Here is a 19683-nt window from a genome sequence, read left to right as displayed (position 1 = left end):
ACCTCCTCCATGCCGACCCCAAGCCGGACGCCACATAGGGTCTGTTGCCATTTCGTCGCAAGCCGCGTTGCCGCGACAAATAATGCCAGGCAAGGCGCGGGACGCAGGTAATGGTCGCTCCGTTGCCAGGTCCCGCAACGCCGCATGGCATCATTTGCCGCGCAACCTAGGCGGCCCCACCCGAAGGGACGGGCCGTCGCGGCCGCGACGAAACGGCAACAGACCCTACTAGCATCATCCGCAGGCACGGGTGGGTAAAGCGTTTTTCCGTGCTTGAAACACGCCGTTCCAAAAGACGCATGCGCCGGCGAGGAAGACACCTTATGCCGCGCCTGGACGTCATCCAGGCACGGCTCGGGCTCAGGCAATCTCGATCAGCAAGTCGCCAGGCGTCACGCGGTCACCCTTGGCCACATGCACAGCCTTCACGGTGCCGGCTATTGGCGCCTGGATTTCGGTTTCCATCTTCATCGCCTCGCTGATCAGCACCGGCTGGCCGGCCTTGACCACGTCGCCTTCCTTGACCAATACATCGACTACGTTGCCCGGCATGCTGGTACTGACATCACCCGGACCGCTGGCCTGCTTGCGCTGACCACCAGCGCCGCCGCCGACGAAGTTGTTCAATGGCTCGAACACCACTTCTTCCGGCATGCCGTCGATGGAGAGGAAGAAATGCCGCTTGCCCTCGCCCTTGACGCCGACGCCCGTGATGTCGACCCGGTAGGTCTCGCCATGCACATCAATGACGAATTCGGTCGGCACGCCCTCGCCGCCCGCCGCACTCACCGCGCTGCCGTCCGGAATCGGTAGCAGGACCTCCGGTTGCAGCGTGCCGGCCTCACGCTCCTCGAGGAACTTGCGGCCGATATCGGGGAACATGGCATAGGTCAGCACGTCTTCTTCGCTGTGGGCCAGCGCGCCTATCTCCTGGCGTAGCTTGTCCAGTTCTGGCTTGATCAGGTCGGCTGGACGCACCTCGACGATTTCCTCGCCGCCGATGGCCTGACGCTGCAATTTGGCGTCGATGGTGCCCGGCGCTTTGCCGTAGCGGCCCTGAAGATAGAGCTTCACTTCATTGGTGATGGTCTTGTAGCGCTCGCCAGCCAGAACGTTAAAGAAGGCCTGGGTACCGACGATCTGCGAGGTCGGCGTCACCAGCGGCGGGTAGCCTAGATCCTTGCGCACGCGCGGAATCTCGGCCAGCACTTCATCCATGCGGTTGAGCGCGCCCTGCTCCTTGAGCTGGTTGGCCAGGTTGGAAATCATTCCGCCGGGCACCTGATTCACTTGCACGCGAGTGTCGACGCCGGTGAATTCGCTCTCGAACTGGTGGTACTTCTTGCGCACCGCATAGAAGTACAGGCCGATTTCCTGGATCAATTCCAGATCGAGGCCTGTGTCGTACGGCGTGCCGCGCAGCGCGGCAACCATCGACTCGGTCCCTGGATGGCTGGTGCCCCAGGCCATGGACGAAATCGCCGTGTCGATGTGATCGGCGCCGTTCTCGATGGCCTTGAGCTGGCACATGCTGGCGACGCCGGCGGTGTCGTGAGAATGGATGAAAACCGGCAGATCCATCTCGGCCTTCAGCGCGCGGACCAGATCGCCAGTGGCAAACGGCGTCAGCAGGCCAGCCATGTCCTTGATGGCAATGGAATCGACGCCCATGTCGCGCATCGCCCGGCCTTGCTCGACGAACAACTCGACGGTGTGCACAGGGCTGGTGGTGTAGGCGATGGTGCCCTGCGCGTGCTTTCCGGTTTTCTTCACCGCACGGATGGCTGTTTCCAGATTACGCACATCGTTCATCGCATCGAATATGCGGAACACGTCGATGCCATTGTCGGCCGCCTTGGCACAGAACGCCTCGACCACATCATCAGCGTAGTGTCGATAGCCCAGCAGGTTCTGCCCGCGCAGCAGCATCTGCAAACGGGTGTTGGGCAGTGCCGCCTTGAGCTCACGTAAGCGCTCCCAGGGATCTTCCTTGAGGAAGCGCACGCACGCGTCGAAGGTCGCGCCGCCCCAGACTTCGAGCGACCAGTAGCCGACGCGGTCGAGCTTCTCGCAGATCGGCAGCATGTCCTCGGTACGCATGCGGGTCGCAATCAGCGACTGGTGGGCGTCTCGAAGGATGGTATCGGTGACGGTGATTTTTTTCTGAGCAGTCATGGTTCGTTCCTCACAGGCCTGCGTGGGCGGCGATAGCGGCGGCGATGGCCAGGGCCAGTTCGCTCGGCTTGCGCTTGATCGAGTAGGTCATCAATTCCGGATGGTTATCGACGAAGCTGGTGTTGAACTGCCCGCTGCGGAAATCCGGGTTCTCGAGAATCTTCTGATAGTAGAAAGCCGTGGTCTTCACGCCCTGCACGCGCATGTCGTCCAGCGCGCGCGACCCTCTGGCCAGCGCCTCTTCCCAGGTCAGTGCCCAGACGATCAGCTTCAGGCACATGGAGTCGTAGTACGGCGGGATGGTATAGCCGGTATAAATCGCGGTATCGGTGCGCACCCCCGGGCCGCCCGGCGCGTAATAGCGGGTGATCTTGCCGAAGCAGGGCAGGAAATTGTTGCGCGGGTCTTCGGCGTTGATGCGGAATTGCAAGGCGAAGCCGCGATACTGAATATCTTCTTGCTTGATCGAGAGGGGCATGCCGGAGGCGATGCGGATCTGCTCACGCACGATGTCGATACCGGTGATTTCCTCGGTAATGGTGTGCTCCACCTGCACCCGGGTGTTCATCTCCATGAAGTACACCTCGCCATCGGCGAGCAGAAACTCCACGGTGCCGGCATTCTCGTAACCCACCGCTTTGGCCGCGCGCACCGCCAGATCACCGATGTAGGCGCGCTGTTCCGGGGTCAGCTGCGGGCTGGGGGCAATCTCGATGAGCTTCTGGTTACGCCGCTGGATCGAGCAGTCGCGCTCGAACAGATGTACGGTGTTTCCGAACGAGTCGGCGAGAATCTGCGCCTCGATGTGCTTGGGTTCGACAATGCATTTTTCGAGAAACACATCAGCAGAGCCAAACGCCTTGGTCGCCTCGGAGATGACCCGTGGGTAGGCCTGAGCCAGTTCTTCACGGGAGTTGCACCGGCGAATACCGCGGCCACCACCGCCGGAGGTCGCCTTGAGCATCACCGGATAACCGATGCGCTCGGCCTCGGCCAATGCTTCTTCGACATCCGCTACGTTGCCTTCGGTGCCTGGTGTGACCGGCACACCGGCCTTAATCATGCTGCGCCGGGCCTCGGTCTTGTCGCCCATTCGGCGAATCACTTCAGCGCTAGGGCCAACGAAGCGGATACCGCGCTCGGCGCAGATCTCCGCGAGCTCTGCGTTCTCGGAAAGAAACCCATAGCCGGGGTGCAACGCATCGCAGCCGGTTTCCACCGCGAGGTTCACCAGTTTGCGTGGGTTCAGGTAACCCGCCAGAGGGTCCTCACCAATGAAGTAAGCCTCATCGGCACGTTTGACATGCAGCGCATGGCGGTCAGGCTCGGCGTATACGGCTACCGAGCGAACGCCCATCTCGGCACAGGCCCGCACGATGCGGACGGCAATTTCACCGCGGTTAGCGATCAGCAGCTTCTTGATCACGCTGTCATTCCCTCGGTCAATGAGCAAAAGGCCGCCATCTGGGGCCGTGTGACGCTTGCACCGTGCAAGCATTTAAACCCTACGCTTGCCGGTGCGATTACTGAAAATGAATAATAGTTTGCCGTTGAATAAGTAATTACTTATAGATCAGTTACAGGCGCCTGTTCACGCGGCATAGGCAGATGAATTCGATCCAAACCCTGACAAAAACAAGCGAGAGCGGCGAAAGATGCGGAAGACCATGATGCGCATAACCTTGCGCCAACTACAGGTGTTTCGGGCGGTATGTGAAAGCCGTTCCTATAGCCGAGCGGCCGAAGAAATGGCGCTGACCCAACCAGCCGTAAGCCTGCAGATTCGCCAGCTTGAAGAGCTGATTGGCCAACCGTTGTTCGAGTACCTGGGCAAAAAACTCTATCTCACCGTGGCGGCCGAGGCGTTGCAGCGCGCCAGCACCGATATTTTCGGGCGTCTGGACAGCCTAGACATGCAGCTGTCTGATTTGCAGGGTTCGCTACAGGGGCAACTGAACCTCGCGGTGGAATCGAGTGCCAAATACATCACGCCGCATCTGTTTGCCGCGTTCAAACGGCAGCATCCGGAAGTGAGCCTCGAACTGGTCGTGGTCAATCACGCGCAGGCGGTCAAGCGCCTGTCGATCAGCCGCGACGATCTGCTGATCATGTCGCAGGTGCCGACCGACATGGACCTCGAGTTCATGCCGTTCCTGAACAACCCGATCGTGGCCGTCGCGCCGGCCAATCATCCATTGAGCCAGGCAACCGAGCTGACACTGCAAGACCTGACATCCTACCCACTGCTGGTGCGCGAACCCGGTTCGGGCACACGCAAGGCTGGCGAAGACTATCTGCGCCAGAAGCGCGCACACTTCGCCCAAACCGTACAGGTAGCTTCGCTGGACGCATTGCGTGAGAGCGTGGTGGCTGGACTTGGCGTGGCACTGATGCCACGCCACGCCGTGTATCTGGAGCTTCAGCACGGACTGCTGTGCGAGCTTCCGGTGCTGGAGCTACCGCTGTACCGCAGCTGGTGCGTGGTGCACCCAAGAGCAAAGCGGCTCAGCCCGGTCGCCCAAGCGTTCATCGCCTTCATCCGTGAAGAGCGTGCGCAGATCAGCGCATTGGCGACGCGTTTTGCCGGTGTTCTGCCCCAGCCTCCAGCAACGGGCTGACCATCAACAAATCGGGGAACTCCATCAGCTGCGCATGCAATTGGCGCTGCTCGTCGTAGCTTTCAATGGCTCGACGGAAGTACATGCGGCGCTCGTCCTGCAGCTTGCGGCGTGCACGGGCATCGAGGTTGACGTAGGTTTCACGGTGCTGAGACATGGGGTTCTCCCGAGAAAGGTACTGGGAGGTTCAGCATCGGAGCTATAGGTGACGCTATGAGGTCAGGTCAATGACGTTTCGAAGACGGTCAATCTTCGTGCGGCTTCACCGACTTGGGCGACAGGCGCAAGCTGCGCAGACTGCGCTTTACGCTTTTGAGATGGTTGACCAGACTCGGCCCGCGCGCCATGGCGACCCCCATCGCCAGCACGTCGATCACCACCAAGTGGGCGATACGTGAGGTCAGCGGAGTATAGATTTCGGTATCTTCCTGAACGTCGATGGCCAGGTTGATGGTCGCCAGCTCCGCCAGCGGCGTCTGGCTCGGACAGAGCGTGATCAGCGTGGCGCCGGACTCGCGCACCACATTGGCGGTTATCAGCAGGTCCTTTGAGCGCCCCGACTGGGAGATGCAGATCGCCACGTCGGTGGGTTTCAGCGTGACCGCCGACATCGCCTGCATATGCGGGTCGGAATAGGCCGCCGCACTGAGCAATAGCCGGAAGAACTTGTGCTGGGCATCGGTTGCCACCGCGCCGGACGCCCCGAAACCGTAAAACTCCACCCGCTCAGCCTTGGCCATGGCAGTAACGGCACGCTCCAAAGCATCGGAGTCGAGGCGCTCGCGCACGTCCATCAGAGTATGCAAAGTAGTGTCGAATATCTTCAGCGCAAAATCGGTGACCGAATCGTTCTCGCTGATGGCGAACTGGCCGAAGCTGGCGCCAGCGGCGAGACTCTGCGCCAGTTTGAGCTTGAGATCCTGAAAACCAAGGCAACCGATTGCGCGACAGAAGCGCACGATGGTCGGCTCGCTGACGCCTACCGCATGGGCTAGGTCCGCCATGGAGCTGTGCATCACCGCAGCCGGATCGAGCAGTACATGGTCGGCCACCTTGAGCTCCGACTTGCGCAGCGAACTTCTCGATTGGGCGATGTGTTGCAGCAGGTTCACGTTCCGGACTCGCTATGATCAATACCGGACAAGGAAGGTCAAACGCAGCGATGCGTCGCAGCTATCCTGCCGGCTGGCTGTAGTGGGCTTGTAGTTATACTACAAGGCCTGCAGCATCGCCCACCTATTGAGTTCACCTTCTAGCTAGGAGTGACGCTGTGTCCATTTCCTGCGACATGCTGGTATTTGGCGGTACCGGCGATCTGGCGCTACACAAACTCATCCCTGCCCTTTATCACCTGCACCGTGAGCGGCGTCTGCACGATGACGTGCGCATCCTTGCCATCGCTCGCCAGGAGATCGACCGCAACGCCTTCCTGACCCTAGCCGAGCGCCATTGCCGCGCGGGAATCGCGCGCACCGATTTCGAGGTCGACATCTGGCAAGCGTTCAGTCGCCGCCTCGATTACTTCGCCATGGATGCTTCCCAGCGTGGCGAATTTGTCGGTCTCGCACATCACCTCGGCCAATCCGAGGGACGCGTGCGGGTGCATTACCTGGCGACCGCGCCGAGGCTGTTCGTACCCATCGCCTCCAATCTCGAAAGCGCCGGCCTCGCCGGCGAGAACGCGCGCATCGTGCTGGAGAAGCCCATCGGCCATTCGCTGGATTCCGCGCTGGAAATCAACGAAGCCATCGGCGCGGTGTTTCCCGAGTCGCGGATCTACCGGATCGACCACTACCTGGGCAAGGAGACCGTGCAGAACCTCATGGCGCTGCGCTTCGCTAATGCGCTGTTCGAGCCCATCTGGCGTGCGGGCCAGATCGATCATGTGCAGATCACCGTGGCCGAAACCCTCGGGGTTGAAGAGCGCGGCAGCTACTACGATCACTCCGGCGCCATGCGCGACATGTTGCAGAACCATCTGCTGCAGTTGCTCTGCCTGGTGGCAATGGAGGCGCCGGTGCGTTTCGATGCCAAATCGATACGCGGCGAAAAGGTGAAGATTCTCGAAGCTCTCAAACCCATCACCGGCAACGACGTGCAGGACAAGACTGTGCGCGGTCAGTACGGCGCCGGCCGCATCGGCGGCCACGACGTGCAGGCCTACTACTTCGAAAACGATGTCGACAACGACAGCGATACCGAAACCTTCGTCGCGGTAAAGGCCGAGATCGACAACTGGCGCTGGGCCGGTGTGCCCTTCTATCTGCGCACCGGCAAGCGCATGTCCCGCAAGCGCTCGGAGATCATCATCACCTTCAAGCAGGTGCCACACATGTTGTTCACCAAAGGCGAAGTGAATCGCCTGGTGATCAGCCTGCAACCGGAAGAGAGCATCAGCCTGCAGCTCATGGCCAAGGCGCCCGGCAAAGGCATGCAGCTGGAGCCGGTGGAACTGGATCTAAACCTGGCGAGCGCGTTCAGCACGACCCGTCGCTGGGAGGCCTATGAGCGGTTGCTGCTGGATGTCATCGAAGGCGATTCGACGCTCTTCATGCGCCGCGACGAAGTGGAAGCCGCCTGGAACTGGGTCGATCCGATCCTGCGCGGCTGGCAAAGCCACTATCGCAAACCGAGGCCCTACCCGGCCGGCACCGATGGCCCGGAGCAGGCCCGTCAGCTGATCGAGCATCAGGGCCGGCAATGGTGGCGCTGAGCCGCCGAACGGCGCGATTCCCGATACACCGATCTTCGTTCCAGCCACTGGGACAGAGCCGTTCGCGCAAGTAATACCAACTAACGCATCAGTCGCCCGAGAACTAAGGATTAAGTTCGCATCCATCGCGGTTCAGTCGGGCGACCACAAAAATTTCATCGATGCGATGAAGTCGCCATCTCCTTGGAAACGGATCGCCGATATCCTGCAACGGTATCGGCAGCTCGACGCCTTAGTTCTGCCACCTTATTCACTCTAGTTGCCAGCGCAAGTTCGGTTAATTCAACAGCCGTGAAAAACGGCCGCGATCCGTTGCTCAAATCGTACAACCGAAATCCGCTGAAAGCCTCCGCCCATCAGGGTTTCGCAGTAGCCTTAGACAACAACGCATGGTCTCGGAATACAGTCTGAATCCAGGCCTCTGAATTGGCCTATTTCTTCGCGGCTGGGCCCGCCAATATCCAGCAGAATATTCAAGTTGGATCACAGCGAATCTCAAGCCGAGACCGGTTAGTTCAACTTTCGCGATAAAACACGAACTTCGGAGATATCAGCGGCGAATCAATGCCCATGATCGGCGACTTGGGTTGAGATTAATTTTTCGATGTGTTTATTCTAGAAAAGGATTTCAATCAGCAACCCCAAAGGTCTTGTTTTGAGTGTTCCTACCGTAACGCTCCGTCGCCCAACCGACGGCGACGGTTATCCCCTCCATGAGCTGGTAGCGCGCTGCCAACCTCTGGACACCAATTCGGCGTACTGCAACCTCCTGCAATGCTCCGATTTCGCCGACACCTCCATTGCCGCCACAAACGCGGATGGCCAATTGGTAGGTTTCATTTCCGGTTACTGCCCTCCTTCCCGCCCGGACACGTTGTTCGTTTGGCAAGTCGCGGTCGACGCTTCGATGCGCGGCCAGGGTCTGGCGTTGCGCATGCTGATGGCATTGATCGCACGGGTCGCCAGAGAGCAAGGCGTCAGTAACCTGGAAACCACCATCTCGCCGGACAACGGGGCATCGCAGGCGCTGTTCAAGAAGGCCTTCGCCAAACTTGGCGTCGACTACAGCACCCGCACCCTGTTCTCCCGCGCCGAACATTTTGCCGGCAAGCACGAAGACGAAGTGCTCTATCGCGCCGGCCCGTTCGACGCACCCCATTCAGAAGAAGAACTCGAGGAAAACGCATGAAAACTTTCGAACTGCACGAATCTGGCGTTCGCAGCTACTGCCGCTCCTTCCCAGTGGTTTTCAAGCAGGCCCGTGGCGCTGAACTCATCACCCGCGAAGGCAAGTCCTATATCGACTTTCTCGCCGGTGCCGGCACGCTGAACTACGGCCACAACCATCCGGTGCTCAAGCAGGCGCTGCTCGACTACATCAGCGACGACGGCATCACCCACGGTCTGGATATGTACTCCGATGCCAAGGAGCGTTTCCTCGAAACCTTCAGCCGCCTGATTCTCAAGCCGCGCGGTATGGACTACGTCATGCAGTTCACCGGCCCTACCGGCACCAACGCGGTGGAGGCCGCGCTGAAGCTGGCGCGCAAGGTGACCGGTCGCAACAACGTCATCAGCTTCACCAACGGCTTTCACGGCTGCAGCATCGGCGCCCTGGCGGCGACCGGTAACAAACATCACCGTGGCGCAGCCGGCGTTCCGCTGACCGACGTCAGCCGCATGCCTTACGCCAACTACTTCGGCGATAAGGTCAACACCATCGCGATGATGGACAAGCTGCTCGCCGACCCATCCAGCGGCATTGACAAGCCGGCGGCGGTGATCGTTGAAGTGGTCCAAGGCGAAGGTGGCCTGAACGCCGCGTCCGCCGAGTGGGTGCGCAAGCTGGAAAAACTCTGCCGCAAGCACGAAATGCTGCTGATCATCGACGACATCCAGGCTGGTTGCGGTCGTACCGGCAGCTTCTTCAGCTTCGAAGAGATGGGCATCAAGCCGGACATGATTACCCTCTCCAAGTCGCTGTCGGGCTTCGGACTGCCGTTCGCCATGGTCCTGCTGCGCAAGGAGCTGGACCAGTGGAGCCCCGGCGAGCACAACGGCACGTTCCGTGGCAACAACCATGCATTCGTGACCGCTGCCGCCGCCCTTGAGCATTTCTGGCAGGACGACGAATTCGCTAAGAGTGTTCAGGCCAAGGGCAAACGCATCGCCGATGGCATGCACAAGATCGTCCGCCGCTATGGCCCTGATTCCCTGTTCGTCAAAGGCCGCGGGATGATGATCGGCATCAGTTGCCCGGATGGCGACACCGCCGCCGCGGTCTGCCGCCATGCCTTCGAGAACGGTCTGGTGATCGAGACCAGCGGCGCCCACAGCGAAGTGGTCAAGTGCCTCTGCCCGCTTGTGATCAGCGAAGAGCAGATCGACAAGGCCATGAGCATTCTGGACAAGGCGTTCGCCGCCGTGATGTCCGACCAGACCCGCGAGCAGGCTGGCTAAGACGCAACACGAGAAGTGTCAGGCAGGCGCGTTGCGATGCTGCCTGACCGATCGCAACAGTTGCCGCACAGCCCCCACACGTTTTGAGGAATTGAAAAATGATCGTACGCACCCTCGCCGAATGTGAGCAGTCCAACCGCAAGATCGTCACCGAAACCTGGGACAGCACGCGCATGCTGCTCAAGGACGACAAGATGGGCTTCTCCTTCCACATCACCACCATCTTCGCCAACACCGAGACGCACATTCACTACCAGAACCATCTGGAGTCGGTGTATTGCATCAGCGGCAACGGCGAGATCGAGACCGTCGCCGACGGCAAGATCTACAAGATCGAGGCCGGCACCCTATACATCCTCGACAAGCACGACGAACACCTGCTGCGCGGCGGCAGTGAGGACATGAAGATGGCCTGCGTCTTCAACCCGCCGCTCAACGGTAAGGAAGTACATGACGACAGCGGCGTATATCCGCTAGAGGCTGAAACCGTCGCCTGAACTTGAGCGAAGGAACCCCGCCCGCAAACGCAGCAGATGTACACCGACCTGTGGGAGGCGCGCCCCGCGGCGAATGCAGGCGATAGCCTGCCAATAGAGCCAAAGCTTCGCGCCGAGGTCCGCCCTCCCACAAGTCAAAAGCGCGCACCGCACCGCTTTGGTGGCGCGCCCCGCAGCGAATGGCCACTAGCTGGTCAGAAGCGCAGAGAACATTGTCAGAGCAACCGAAAGGAGAATGCGAAGTGAATCCCGTGCAAGCCGACCATTACCCTTCGCGCCAGCACGACGAACCCAGCTGGCAGGAACGGCTGGACCCGGTCGTCTACCGCAGCGACTTGGCCAACGCTCCCATCGCACCGGAGCTGATCGAACGCTTCGCGCGTGACGGTTATCTGGTCATCCCCAACCTGTTCAGCGCCGAGGAAGTCGCGGTGTTTCGCGAAGAGCTCGAGCGCATGCGCCAGGATCCGGCCGTCGCCGACTCCGGCAAGACCATCAAGGAACCCGACAGCGGCGCGATCCGCTCGGTGTTCGCCATCCATAAAGACAACGCGCTGTTCGCCCGCGTCGCGGCGGACGAGCGTATCGCCGCCATTGCCCGCTTCATTCTCGGCGGCGACATCTACGTGCATCAGTCGCGGATGAACTTTAAACCCGGCTTCACCGGCAAGGAGTTCTACTGGCATTCGGACTTCGAAACCTGGCACGTCGAGGACGGCCTGCCGCGCATGCGCACGATCAGCTGCTCGATTCTGCTGACTGATAACGAGCCGCACAACGGCCCGCTGATGCTGGTCCCCGGTTCGCACAAGCACTTCATCCGCTGCGTGGGCGCGACGCCGGAAAACCATTACGAAAAGTCCCTGCGCAAGCAGGAGTTCGGCGTACCGGATCACGACAGCCTCACCCGGCTGGCCGAGCAGCATGGCATCGACACCGCCACCGGTCCGGCGGGCAGCGTTGTGTTCTTCGACTGCAACACCATGCACGGCTCCAACAGCAACATCACGCCGAGTGCGCGCAGCAATCTGTTCTATGTCTACAACCATGTGGATAATGCCGCGCAGGCGCCGTTCTGCGGGCTCGCACCACGCCCCGGCTTCGTTGCCGAGCGTGAAGATTTCACGCCGCTGCAGATCCAGCCTCAACACTATCTCTGACTTTGACACGCCATCGCCGTCTACGCGGCGATGGTTTCTGCTGGCCTGCCGAAGGCGGCCCAGGGATGAAATTCACCCCAAGACGGGACGTTGAATCGATGCATACCGTAGAAAAAATCGGCGGCACCTCCATGAGCCGCTTCGACGAGCTACTCGACAATATCTTCATCGGCCAGCGCGAAGGCGCCCAGCTATACCAGCGGGTCTTCGTCGTCTCGGCCTACAGCGGCATGACCAACCTGCTGTTGGAACACAAGAAAACCGGCGAGCCTGGCGTCTACCAGCGCTTCGCCGACGCACAGAACGAGGGCGCCTGGCTCGACGCGCTACAGAGTGTGCGCCAGCGCATGCTGGACAAAAACGCTGAGCTGTTCCCCGGCGACTTCGAGCGCCACGCCGCCGACCAGTTCATCAACTCGCGCATCGACGATGCCCGCGAATGTATGAGCAGCCTGCAGCGCCTGTGCGCCTACGGTCACTTCCAACTCGGCGAACACCTGATGAAAGTGCGCGAAATGCTCGCCTCGCTGGGCGAAGCACACAGCGCCTTCAACGCCGTGCTGGCACTCAAGCATCGCGGCATCAACGGGCGCATGGTCGACCTGACCGGCTGGCACCGCGATTCTCCGCTGCCCTTCGAGGAGATGGTGCGCGAGAGCTTCGAAGGCGTCGACCTGAGCCGCGAACTGGTGATCGCCACCGGCTACACCCATTGCAGCGAAGGTCTGATGAACACCTTCGATCGCGGCTACAGCGAAATCACCTTCGCCCAGATCGCCGCCGCCACCGGCGCGCGCGAGGCGATCATCCACAAGGAATTTCACCTGTCTTCCGCCGACCCGAACCTGGTAGGCGCCGACAAGGTAGTGACCATCGGCCGCACCAACTATGACGTGGCCGACCAGCTGTCGAACCTCGGCATGGAAGCGATCCACCCCCGCGCGGCCAAGACCCTGCGCCGCGCCGGCATCGAGCTGCGCATCAAGAATGCCTTCGAGCCGCAGCACGCCGGCACCCTCATCAGCCAGGACTACAAGAGCGAGCGGCCCTGCGTGGAAATCATCGCCGGACGCAAGGATGTCTTCGGCATCGAGGTGTTCGATCAGGACATGCTCGGTGACGTGGCCTACGACATTGAGATCACCAAGCTGCTCAAGCAACTCAAGCTCTACGTGGTGAACAAGGACTCGGACGCCAACAGCATCACCTACTACGCCTCTGGCTCGCGCAAGCTGATCAATCGCGCAGCCAACCTCATCGAGGAGCGCTATCCGGCGGCGGAAGTGACCGTACACAACGTCGCAATCGTCTCGGCGATCGGCTCGGACCTCAAGGTCAAAGGCATCCTGGCCAAGACCGTCGCGGCGCTGGCCGGTGCCGGCATCAGCATCCAGGCTATCCACCAGTCGATTCGCCAGGTAGAGATGCAGTGCGTGGTCAACGAGGAAGACTACGACGCCGCCATCGCCGCCCTGCACCGAGCGCTGATCGAGCCGGAAAACCACGGCGACGTGATCGCCGCGGCGTAAGCCCTCCGCTACACCGAACCGCCGGGCCCGGCTTGCGCTAGGTCCGGCGGTTTGCCGTCTGCCATTTACTGACCGCGTCGGGTACTCGATATCGCCGAAACCAGGCAGCGAAAAACACCAGCGCCAGCAGTAGCTCTGCGAAGTCGCCGCCGTAATACATCAACTGAGCGGCTGCTTCGATTTCTGTCAGGTCGTGGCCGGCGTCCCTTGGGAAACCGTAGGCATACATCAGCTTGCCGAGCACGGCATGGGCGGCGGTGGCGACGAACAGCACCGCCAGTCGTACCCGCATGCCTGGTCGATGTGGCGCCGGGTCTGGTCCTGCGATCGACCAGCTGAATAGGTAGCCGGCCAGGACGAAATGCAGATGCAACCACAGGTGCAACAGCGGCTCGCTGAAGCTCAACCGGTAAAGCGGCGTGAGATAAAGCACGTAGAGCGCGCCGATATCCAACAGCAATGCCGTCGCGGGATGGGTCAGGCAGCGCACCGGCATGGTCCCGGCAATGGCCATGATGCGCCGCGCGGCTCCGGGCGGCACGCTGCGCAGCAGCAAGGTCCCCGGCGCGCCGAGCATCAGCGCGATGGGCGCGAACATGCCGAGTAACAGGTGCTGCGCCATGTGCCCGCGCAGATCGGTATGCCCCCACTCGAGCATAGGCGGTGAAAGTGCAACGATCAGCAAAACACAGCCAAACGTGAAGCTGACCAGGCGCCAGCAGCTCCAGAATTTGCGGTGTCTGCGCTGGCGATACATTGCGAGCACGTAGGCGAACCACAGGTTCAGCGTCAGCATCACCAGTACGAAGGCACCCACCAATGTCAGTAAATGGGCGTCGTGGGTCACCGGCTAGGCGCCCCGCCTAGCCATCGGCCGGCCGGCGCAGGCGCGTCGCCAGATCATCACGCCAATCAGCACTAAGACTACGCCAAAGCCGTTCCAGGCCAGATCGTAGGGCAAGAGGTTCTCGACATACCGCACCTGATGCAGACGCAGCAGCTTGTGATCGACGATGCCATCGAACAGTTGGAAGCCGCCCGCACCAAAGAACAATCCAGCCCAGGCATGACCGCGCGAGACTGCCCGATCGCGGCTGAGCTTGACGAACAGATAGAAACCGGCCGCCAGCATCAGCAACTCAGCGGCATGCAACAGGCCATCGGACAGCAGTGAGATGGCAGGCGTCGAGCGATCGAAGAAGTGGTGCCAGGCGAGAATCTGATGAAAGACGATCTCATCGACCGCTGCCATCAGGCCGATCCCGAGAAAGATCGTTGCGATCAGGCTGCCCTTGGCATCGACGAGGTTGGCGCTCACGTTAGCCTCCGGATATGGGCGGTTTGGCTCGCATCGGAACGTGTGACAGTTGACCAAGCCCTGTTTATGAGTGACTGGGGTTCGGCGGCTGAGTTCGCCACGTTCTTGATCTGGCTCAGTGAAAGTACCGGGCAAATCCTTAGAATCCGCACGTTTTATCGGTAAGAGTCACCCCACCATGGCCCGCTCGCGCCCTGAACTGCTGTCCCCGGCTGGCACCCTGAAATCCATGCGCTACGCCTTCGCCTACGGCGCCGACGCGGTGTATGCGGGGCAGCCGCGCTACAGCCTGCGGGTGCGCAACAACGAGTTCGACCACGCCAACCTCAAGCTCGGCATCGACGAGGCGCATGCGCTGGGCAAGCAGTTCTACGTGGTGGTCAACATCGCGCCGCACAACGCCAAGCTGAAGACCTTCATCAAGGACCTCGCGCCCGTGGTGGCGATGGGGCCGGACGCGCTGATCATGTCCGACCCCGGCCTGATCATGCTGGTTCGCCAGAATTTTCCGGAGATGACCATCCACCTGTCGGTGCAGGCCAACGCAGTGAACTGGGCGACGGTGAAGTTTTGGCACCAACAGGGCGTTAGCCGGGTGATCCTTTCGCGCGAACTGTCGTTGGAAGAGATCGAGGAGATCCGCCAGCAGGTGCCGGATATGGAGCTGGAGGTATTCGTCCACGGCGCGCTGTGCATGGCCTATTCCGGCCGCTGCCTGCTGTCGGGCTACATAAACAAGCGCGACCCCAACCAGGGCACCTGCACCAATGCCTGCCGCTGGGAATACAAGACCCACGAAGCCAAGGAAAACGAACTCGGCGAGGTGGTACACCAGTACGAGCCGATTGCCGTGCAACGCGCCGAGCCGACTCTCGGCGTGGGCAAGCCCACCGATGAGCTGTTCCTGCTGGAGGATTCAAGTCGGCCCGGCGAGTTCATGGAAGTCAGCGAGGACGAACACGGCACCTACATCATGAACTCCAAGGACCTGCGCGCCGTGCAGCACGTCGAACGCCTCGCTCGGACGGGCGTGCATTCGCTGAAGATCGAGGGCCGTACCAAATCCCACTATTACGTGGCGCGCACCGCCCAGGTCTACCGCAAGGCCATCGACGACGCGCTGGCCGGCAAGCCGTTCGATAAGTCGCTGATGGACACCCTCGAATCCCTCGCTCACCGTGGCTACACCGAAGGCTTCCTACGCCGTCACGTGCATGACGAATACCAGAACTACGAACGCGGCTTCTCGCTCTCCGAACGCCAGCAGTTCGTCGGCGAACTGACCGGCGGGCGTCGTAACGGCATGGCCGAAGTGCAAGTGAAGAACCGCTTCGCCGTCGGCGACAGGCTGGAGCTGATGACGCCGCAGGGCAATCTCAACCTGCGCTTGGAGAAGCTGGAAAACAAGCGCGGCGAACCCATCGACGTCGCGCCGGGCGATGGGCACACCGTCTACCTGCCTGTGCCGGAAAGCGTAGATCTGCGGTACGCGTTGCTGATGCGCGAACTGGAGGGTGGGACGACGAGGAGCTACTGACTGCGCGGGACTGAACGCCGAAGTTTTCGCAGCCGGACTATTGAACCAAGCCGCGTATTCCCAAAGCAAGCGGGTCGGTCGCGCACTGCGTCAGCAATGCACCGAACCACTTACGATGGGTTCCCGACGGTCCCATAACCCGGGTCAGGGAGATTTGATTTTAGGCATAGCTGGGTAAGGTTTTGACACCGACCCCAGCCAGCTTCTCCGCCGCTTGGTTTTCTTTCAGGGCTCGCCATTGCGCAACCAGCTCGGCCACGTCCGCCCGCTCCGCATGCTCGCCAAATACGCTGCGCGGCGTCACGACACGCTCGGCTTTGGCCAGCAGCCGCTGCTGTGCACGTGAAGGCGCCTGTTCCTGCTCTTTACGAAGCCGGTCGCCTTTCTGGAGTGCATCTGCATAGATGGCCCGTAGCTCCAGATCGCTTTTGCCATAGAAACGCATGTCCCTGCTGCGCCGGACTTCCCAACGGAATTCGTTGAAAGAACGTGGCTGCCAGCTCTCGAGAAGTTGTTGAACGCTCCTCACCTGAGCGTAGATATCGCGTATTTCGCTGTCGGTGAACAATGCTCCGTCACGTTTTTCGACGCTGTCATGCCAGCGCAGCAGCGTCGTCAATGCGGCACGCGCGTAGCCGCTATCGCTGAGATGATGAGGTCCCCACAGCGGAATGCGTTTCGGCATGTCTCCATCCAGAGCGATCTCGCCCACGTAGCGCGCGCAGGTTTGCTCGTCGATCAGTGCACAGACCGGCTGCCAGAGAATGGCCGCCTCGCTTCCGCCGCCCAGCTCAATTTCAGCCATTGGCTGCGCGAGCGACGTTTGGCAATGAAGTAGGTAAAGTTTTGCAGAGTGCGAACAGGCAGTAGCAGCATGCTGCAGAATAGCAACAGGCGTTCGGCGAATGGGTGAATCGTGGCCACGGTCATGGCTTAGCTCAGATCGATATCCATGGGCGGCAGGTACAGCCCTTCGATGGGTTGGTAGGTCAGGCTGCCGCGAATAGCCGGCAGATCCTCGACGTCTTGGTGGTAGACGCGGCGCAGGCGGACGCTGCCATCGGCTTCCGTTTTCTTCCTCGGCCCATAACCGCGGCACGTGCACGTTACATAGCCAAGCGGTACTGTCGGGGCGCCTCCGTTTCTCTTGTTCCGTCGAAGGCGCGCCAACTTGGTGTTAATCAAGCGCTAGGCCCCTCCCGTTCAGCCTTTTGCGACCTTTCCCACCACTTCACCTACTTAGGCGCAACAGCTGCTAGCGCTGTACCGCTCGCGGCTCCGGTAGGGGCAAAGCCAAAGCGAAAAACGGGCCTGAACACCTTCTTCCAAGTTCCGAGTCCACGCGTGGTGACTTAATCCGTTGCCTGCCGGGTAGCTCTAAGTCATGCAGACGTTTTCGCTATGTCGAAGCCACGGATGTCGAAATAGTGCTGCCCGCTCAATGACTTCGCCGAGCGCTGAGCCGTACTTTGAACCATCTGGTCGTGGACGAAGTGACCGAACAATTGGCTCAATTCATTCGGTAGCGGCTGGGGTGTCTCATTGAACCACTCGTGGTCCAGCAGTACGCCCCAAATTGTCAGTTGCTGCTGGCCCCCGGCTGCCGATTGACCATGCGCCTTGCGCGCGGTGCGCATCTGGCGAGCCTCGTTATCCACATCTTCCAGCCAGCTTAGCTGTGCGCGCAAATTCTCACGTTCCGTTTGCAGTTCCCGGGTGCGCTCCAGGCGTGCTTGTCTGCGCTCCTGGCTTTCCTGGCGTATCCCGAGCAGGCCACGCGTGTTGCCGGTTTGGTATTGGCTGGCGTGTAGGCGATCCTCTTCTTCTCCAATCTCACGCAAGCGCTGTACGTAGGGACGCCAAAGCGATGCCAGCCAGCGAACGTACAGACGCATATGGCCAAGGAAGAGGCCCTGCTTGCCCAGATGGAGCTCGCGAAGTTGCGCAATGCTGACTTCAGCCGCCCGCTGATAATGCCTGACCAGCGCATAGGCATTCTTGCCTAAGACGTGGTCGTTATAGGTGAACAAAGCTGCGGTATCAGCGTCCTTTTCGTATAAGTCGTCAAGATGAGCGAAGGGCACGCCCGCCCTGAATGCCGCTTGGTACATCCGATGCAGGCTGACCAAGGCCAGTTCGGCGCTGGGTTTCTGCTCGCCGGGGAGCAGGCTGCCGCCGATATCCTCGCTGACACCGGGCATAAGCTCTTCGCGCCAGCTAGGGTTGACGTCACCGAGCAGGCTGGCGCGACGGTAAAAACGTCGTTCATGGGCCGCTACGAGATGCAAAGCTTGGCGTACCTGCGGGGGCAGGCCGTTGGAATCTCCCAACACGGTGCTCAGTGGACCCAAGAGCAAATCATTGAGTAAAGGGGCCTCGATATGGCTACGATCCACTGAATCGAACAGGCCGGCAAAGAGCACCACCAGACGGATGCCTTGATACTCCACCTTGTCCCCGTCGATCAGGCAGCGTGCCAGGAGGCGATGCAGAAAGGCACGTGCCAGCGTGGCGCCGTAGTCAAAACCATAGACTGACAATTCAATGTGCTTCAGTGTTGGGGCGCCTGGCTTACCGATCTTGTTTAGTTCGGTGTTCAGGTAGTCGATTGCGCCATCGATCCTGGTATTAGCGCCGGTTTTGAGCAGCTGAGCAGCAATGGGGTTGTCGCGTATGGGCGCCACGGCCTCTACTGCTGCATCAATCGCAGCGCCTTTCAGCACTTTGGCAGCCTTTTCGGGATGTTGGCCTAGACTCCCCAGGTCGCGCTTGAGGCGCTCCCACCAGTTGCGTTGTTTCAGCCCATCCTTGAGAGCCTCTACCCCTTGATCCAGGACTCCGTCCTTTGGCACGTCGGCTGCTTTTCCGCCAAAGCTGTCCAGTGAGCCGTTGGCCATGGTCGTTAGATCTGCGTCGTAGTCTTCGCCCAGTCCAGAGAGATAGGCTTTGCGATAAGCGAGCAAAGGGTCCCGTAGTTGGTTCGGCATGTCCACAGGGTGGGCTAAGTAGAGTTTGCCCACGTTGCTGACTCGCCCGGTCTGCAGGTCCTTGAGTAGATGTCTTCCAAACCCGTCAAAAAAAAACCGATCCGCAGGGTGCGTTCGCAGCTCATGATATGAGTATTGTCGTGCGATTCCATACAGCGGGCCCCCGCTGCTGCGGCCTGATCAAATGCTCTTGCACTCATTGAGTTTCAACCTCCGTGTCCTCGGGTACTGACTGAGATGGCGCTTCCTGGAGATGTTCGTATGGTGTGTCCAGATCAGGGCTCCAATGCAGCCGGACTTGATCGCCTGGGAAGAAATGTACGTGCAGATAGCGATCTCCCCGCCGACGCGGTGGGTTGGGCATTTCAAGCATGAGGGTTTCTTTCTGAACTCCCTGCCTCACTTGTTCTCCAGTTCTGCCCTTGATCCACTCCACCCTCAGCGTCTCGCCCTCGATACGCCAGCAGCAAGTCATACCGCCGTTACCGCCCCAGTTTTCGTTGATGAAATAGCTAAAGATTGGTCTATCGGTATGGTTGTGGCCGTAAAGCGCTGCGCCCGGCATACGCAGGGCCTGCCAGATGACGTAGGCCACGATCAGCGATCCCCAGAGCAATAGCTGGAGCAGTCCTTTGTGCAGTGACGAGAGGGATCGCCAGCGGGTTTTGAGGGTTTGTAGCCGGCTCACA

At 60.4% G+C, this 19683-nt stretch carries 17 protein-coding genes; 8 read left to right on the top strand and 9 right to left on the bottom strand.

Annotated features, from left to right (window positions below; all coding sequences use genetic code 11):
- Nucleotides 1-360: 360 nt before the first annotated feature.
- The gene (oadA, locus tag NA647_RS17965; RefSeq protein WP_256058916.1) at nucleotides 361-2175 is read right to left on the bottom strand and encodes a sodium-extruding oxaloacetate decarboxylase subunit alpha; all 1815 of its coding nucleotides are present in this window, start codon (nucleotides 2173-2175) and stop codon (nucleotides 361-363) included.
- A 10-nt stretch (nucleotides 2176-2185) separates the two neighbouring features.
- Complete coding sequence (locus NA647_RS17960; RefSeq protein ID WP_256058915.1) at nucleotides 2186-3601, bottom strand: acetyl-CoA carboxylase biotin carboxylase subunit; 1416 nt, start codon at nucleotides 3599-3601, stop codon at nucleotides 2186-2188.
- A 229-nt stretch (nucleotides 3602-3830) separates the two neighbouring features.
- Between NA647_RS17960 and NA647_RS17955 the strand changes: the two genes are divergently transcribed.
- Nucleotides 3831-4793 (top strand): LysR family transcriptional regulator, encoded by a 963-nt coding sequence (locus NA647_RS17955; RefSeq protein WP_272889748.1) that lies wholly within the window; start codon nucleotides 3831-3833, stop codon nucleotides 4791-4793.
- Here NA647_RS17955 and NA647_RS17950 read toward each other — a convergent pair.
- Nucleotides 4735-4950, bottom strand: coding sequence for a PA3496 family putative envelope integrity protein (locus tag NA647_RS17950; protein ID WP_256058914.1), 216 nt, complete (start codon nucleotides 4948-4950; stop codon nucleotides 4735-4737). The genes NA647_RS17955 and NA647_RS17950 overlap by 59 nt on opposite strands.
- Nucleotides 4951-5038: 88 nt before the next feature.
- Nucleotides 5039-5905, bottom strand: coding sequence for a transcriptional regulator HexR (gene hexR / locus NA647_RS17945; RefSeq protein ID WP_256049732.1), 867 nt, complete (start codon nucleotides 5903-5905; stop codon nucleotides 5039-5041).
- Between the two features lie 158 nt (nucleotides 5906-6063).
- On the opposite strand from hexR, the gene zwf reads away from it, so the two are divergent.
- From zwf to NA647_RS17915, 6 genes are all read left to right on the top strand, one after another.
- Nucleotides 6064-7506, top strand: coding sequence for a glucose-6-phosphate dehydrogenase (gene zwf / locus NA647_RS17940; RefSeq protein WP_256058913.1), 1443 nt, complete (start codon nucleotides 6064-6066; stop codon nucleotides 7504-7506).
- 655 nt (nucleotides 7507-8161) lie between these two features.
- Nucleotides 8162-8695: a diaminobutyrate acetyltransferase gene (ectA, locus tag NA647_RS17935; RefSeq protein WP_256058912.1), complete on the top strand. Its 534-nt coding sequence runs from the start codon at nucleotides 8162-8164 to the stop codon at nucleotides 8693-8695.
- On the top strand, nucleotides 8692-9966 hold the full coding sequence (ectB, locus tag NA647_RS17930) for a diaminobutyrate--2-oxoglutarate transaminase (RefSeq protein ID WP_256058911.1): 1275 nt from the start codon (nucleotides 8692-8694) through the stop codon (nucleotides 9964-9966). Before ectA ends, ectB begins: the two co-directional genes overlap by 4 nt.
- Before the next feature lie 98 nt (nucleotides 9967-10064).
- Nucleotides 10065-10463, top strand: a complete 399-nt coding sequence (locus NA647_RS17925; RefSeq protein WP_256058910.1) for an ectoine synthase — start codon at nucleotides 10065-10067, stop codon at nucleotides 10461-10463.
- 251 nt (nucleotides 10464-10714) lie between these two features.
- On the top strand, nucleotides 10715-11623 hold the full coding sequence (gene thpD, locus NA647_RS17920; RefSeq protein ID WP_336604967.1) for an ectoine hydroxylase: 909 nt from the start codon (nucleotides 10715-10717) through the stop codon (nucleotides 11621-11623).
- Nucleotides 11624-11721: 98 nt separating this feature from the next.
- On the top strand, nucleotides 11722-13152 hold the full coding sequence (locus NA647_RS17915) for an aspartate kinase (protein ID WP_256058928.1): 1431 nt from the start codon (nucleotides 11722-11724) through the stop codon (nucleotides 13150-13152).
- A 37-nt stretch (nucleotides 13153-13189) separates the two neighbouring features.
- Here NA647_RS17915 and NA647_RS17910 read toward each other — a convergent pair whose 3' ends face one another.
- Both NA647_RS17910 and NA647_RS17905 read right to left on the bottom strand, forming a co-directional pair.
- Entirely contained in the window at nucleotides 13190-13999 is an 810-nt protein-coding gene (locus NA647_RS17910) for a cytochrome c oxidase assembly protein (RefSeq protein ID WP_256058908.1), read from the bottom strand.
- Between the two features lie 3 nt (nucleotides 14000-14002).
- Nucleotides 14003-14470, bottom strand: a complete 468-nt coding sequence (locus NA647_RS17905; protein WP_256058907.1) for a DUF2243 domain-containing protein — start codon at nucleotides 14468-14470, stop codon at nucleotides 14003-14005.
- Nucleotides 14471-14648: 178 nt separating this feature from the next.
- On the opposite strand from NA647_RS17905, the gene yegQ reads away from it, so the two are divergent.
- The gene (gene yegQ, locus NA647_RS17900) at nucleotides 14649-16007 is read left to right on the top strand and encodes a tRNA 5-hydroxyuridine modification protein YegQ (RefSeq protein ID WP_256058906.1); all 1359 of its coding nucleotides are present in this window, start codon (nucleotides 14649-14651) and stop codon (nucleotides 16005-16007) included.
- A 160-nt stretch (nucleotides 16008-16167) separates the two neighbouring features.
- Here the strand turns inward: yegQ and NA647_RS17895 are convergent, their stop codons facing one another.
- From NA647_RS17895 to NA647_RS17885, 3 genes are all read right to left on the bottom strand, one after another.
- Complete coding sequence (locus tag NA647_RS17895; protein WP_256058905.1) at nucleotides 16168-16812, bottom strand: hypothetical protein; 645 nt, start codon at nucleotides 16810-16812, stop codon at nucleotides 16168-16170.
- Between the two features lie 577 nt (nucleotides 16813-17389).
- A complete protein-coding gene (locus tag NA647_RS17890) occupies nucleotides 17390-19027 on the bottom strand; it encodes a phospholipase effector Tle1 domain-containing protein (RefSeq protein WP_256058904.1) in 1638 nt (545 codons plus the stop codon).
- 163 nt (nucleotides 19028-19190) lie between these two features.
- Nucleotides 19191-19682, bottom strand: a complete 492-nt coding sequence (locus NA647_RS17885) for a DUF3304 domain-containing protein (RefSeq protein ID WP_256058903.1) — start codon at nucleotides 19680-19682, stop codon at nucleotides 19191-19193.
- Between the last annotated feature and the right edge of the window lies 1 nt (nucleotide 19683).

The sequence above is a fragment of the Stutzerimonas stutzeri genome, from assembly GCF_024448985.1.
Taxonomy (GTDB): domain Bacteria; phylum Pseudomonadota; class Gammaproteobacteria; order Pseudomonadales; family Pseudomonadaceae; genus Stutzerimonas; species Stutzerimonas stutzeri_AP.
This window is presented reverse-complemented; position numbering and strand designations above follow the sequence as displayed.

Coding starts and splice junctions, on each gene's coding strand:
- oadA (WP_256058916.1), bottom strand. CDS start 2,175: ATGACTGCTCAGAAAAAAATCACCGTCACCGATACCATCCTTCGAGAC.
- NA647_RS17955 (WP_272889748.1), top strand. CDS start 3,831: ATGCGGAAGACCATGATGCGCATAACCTTGCGCCAACTACAGGTGTTT.
- NA647_RS17950 (WP_256058914.1), bottom strand. CDS start 4,950: ATGTCTCAGCACCGTGAAACCTACGTCAACCTCGATGCCCGTGCACGC.
- ectB (WP_256058911.1), top strand. CDS start 8,692: ATGAAAACTTTCGAACTGCACGAATCTGGCGTTCGCAGCTACTGCCGC.
- NA647_RS17925 (WP_256058910.1), top strand. CDS start 10,065: ATGATCGTACGCACCCTCGCCGAATGTGAGCAGTCCAACCGCAAGATC.
- NA647_RS17915 (WP_256058928.1), top strand. CDS start 11,722: ATGCATACCGTAGAAAAAATCGGCGGCACCTCCATGAGCCGCTTCGAC.
- yegQ (WP_256058906.1), top strand. CDS start 14,649: ATGGCCCGCTCGCGCCCTGAACTGCTGTCCCCGGCTGGCACCCTGAAA.
- NA647_RS17895 (WP_256058905.1), bottom strand. CDS start 16,812: ATGGCTGAAATTGAGCTGGGCGGCGGAAGCGAGGCGGCCATTCTCTGG.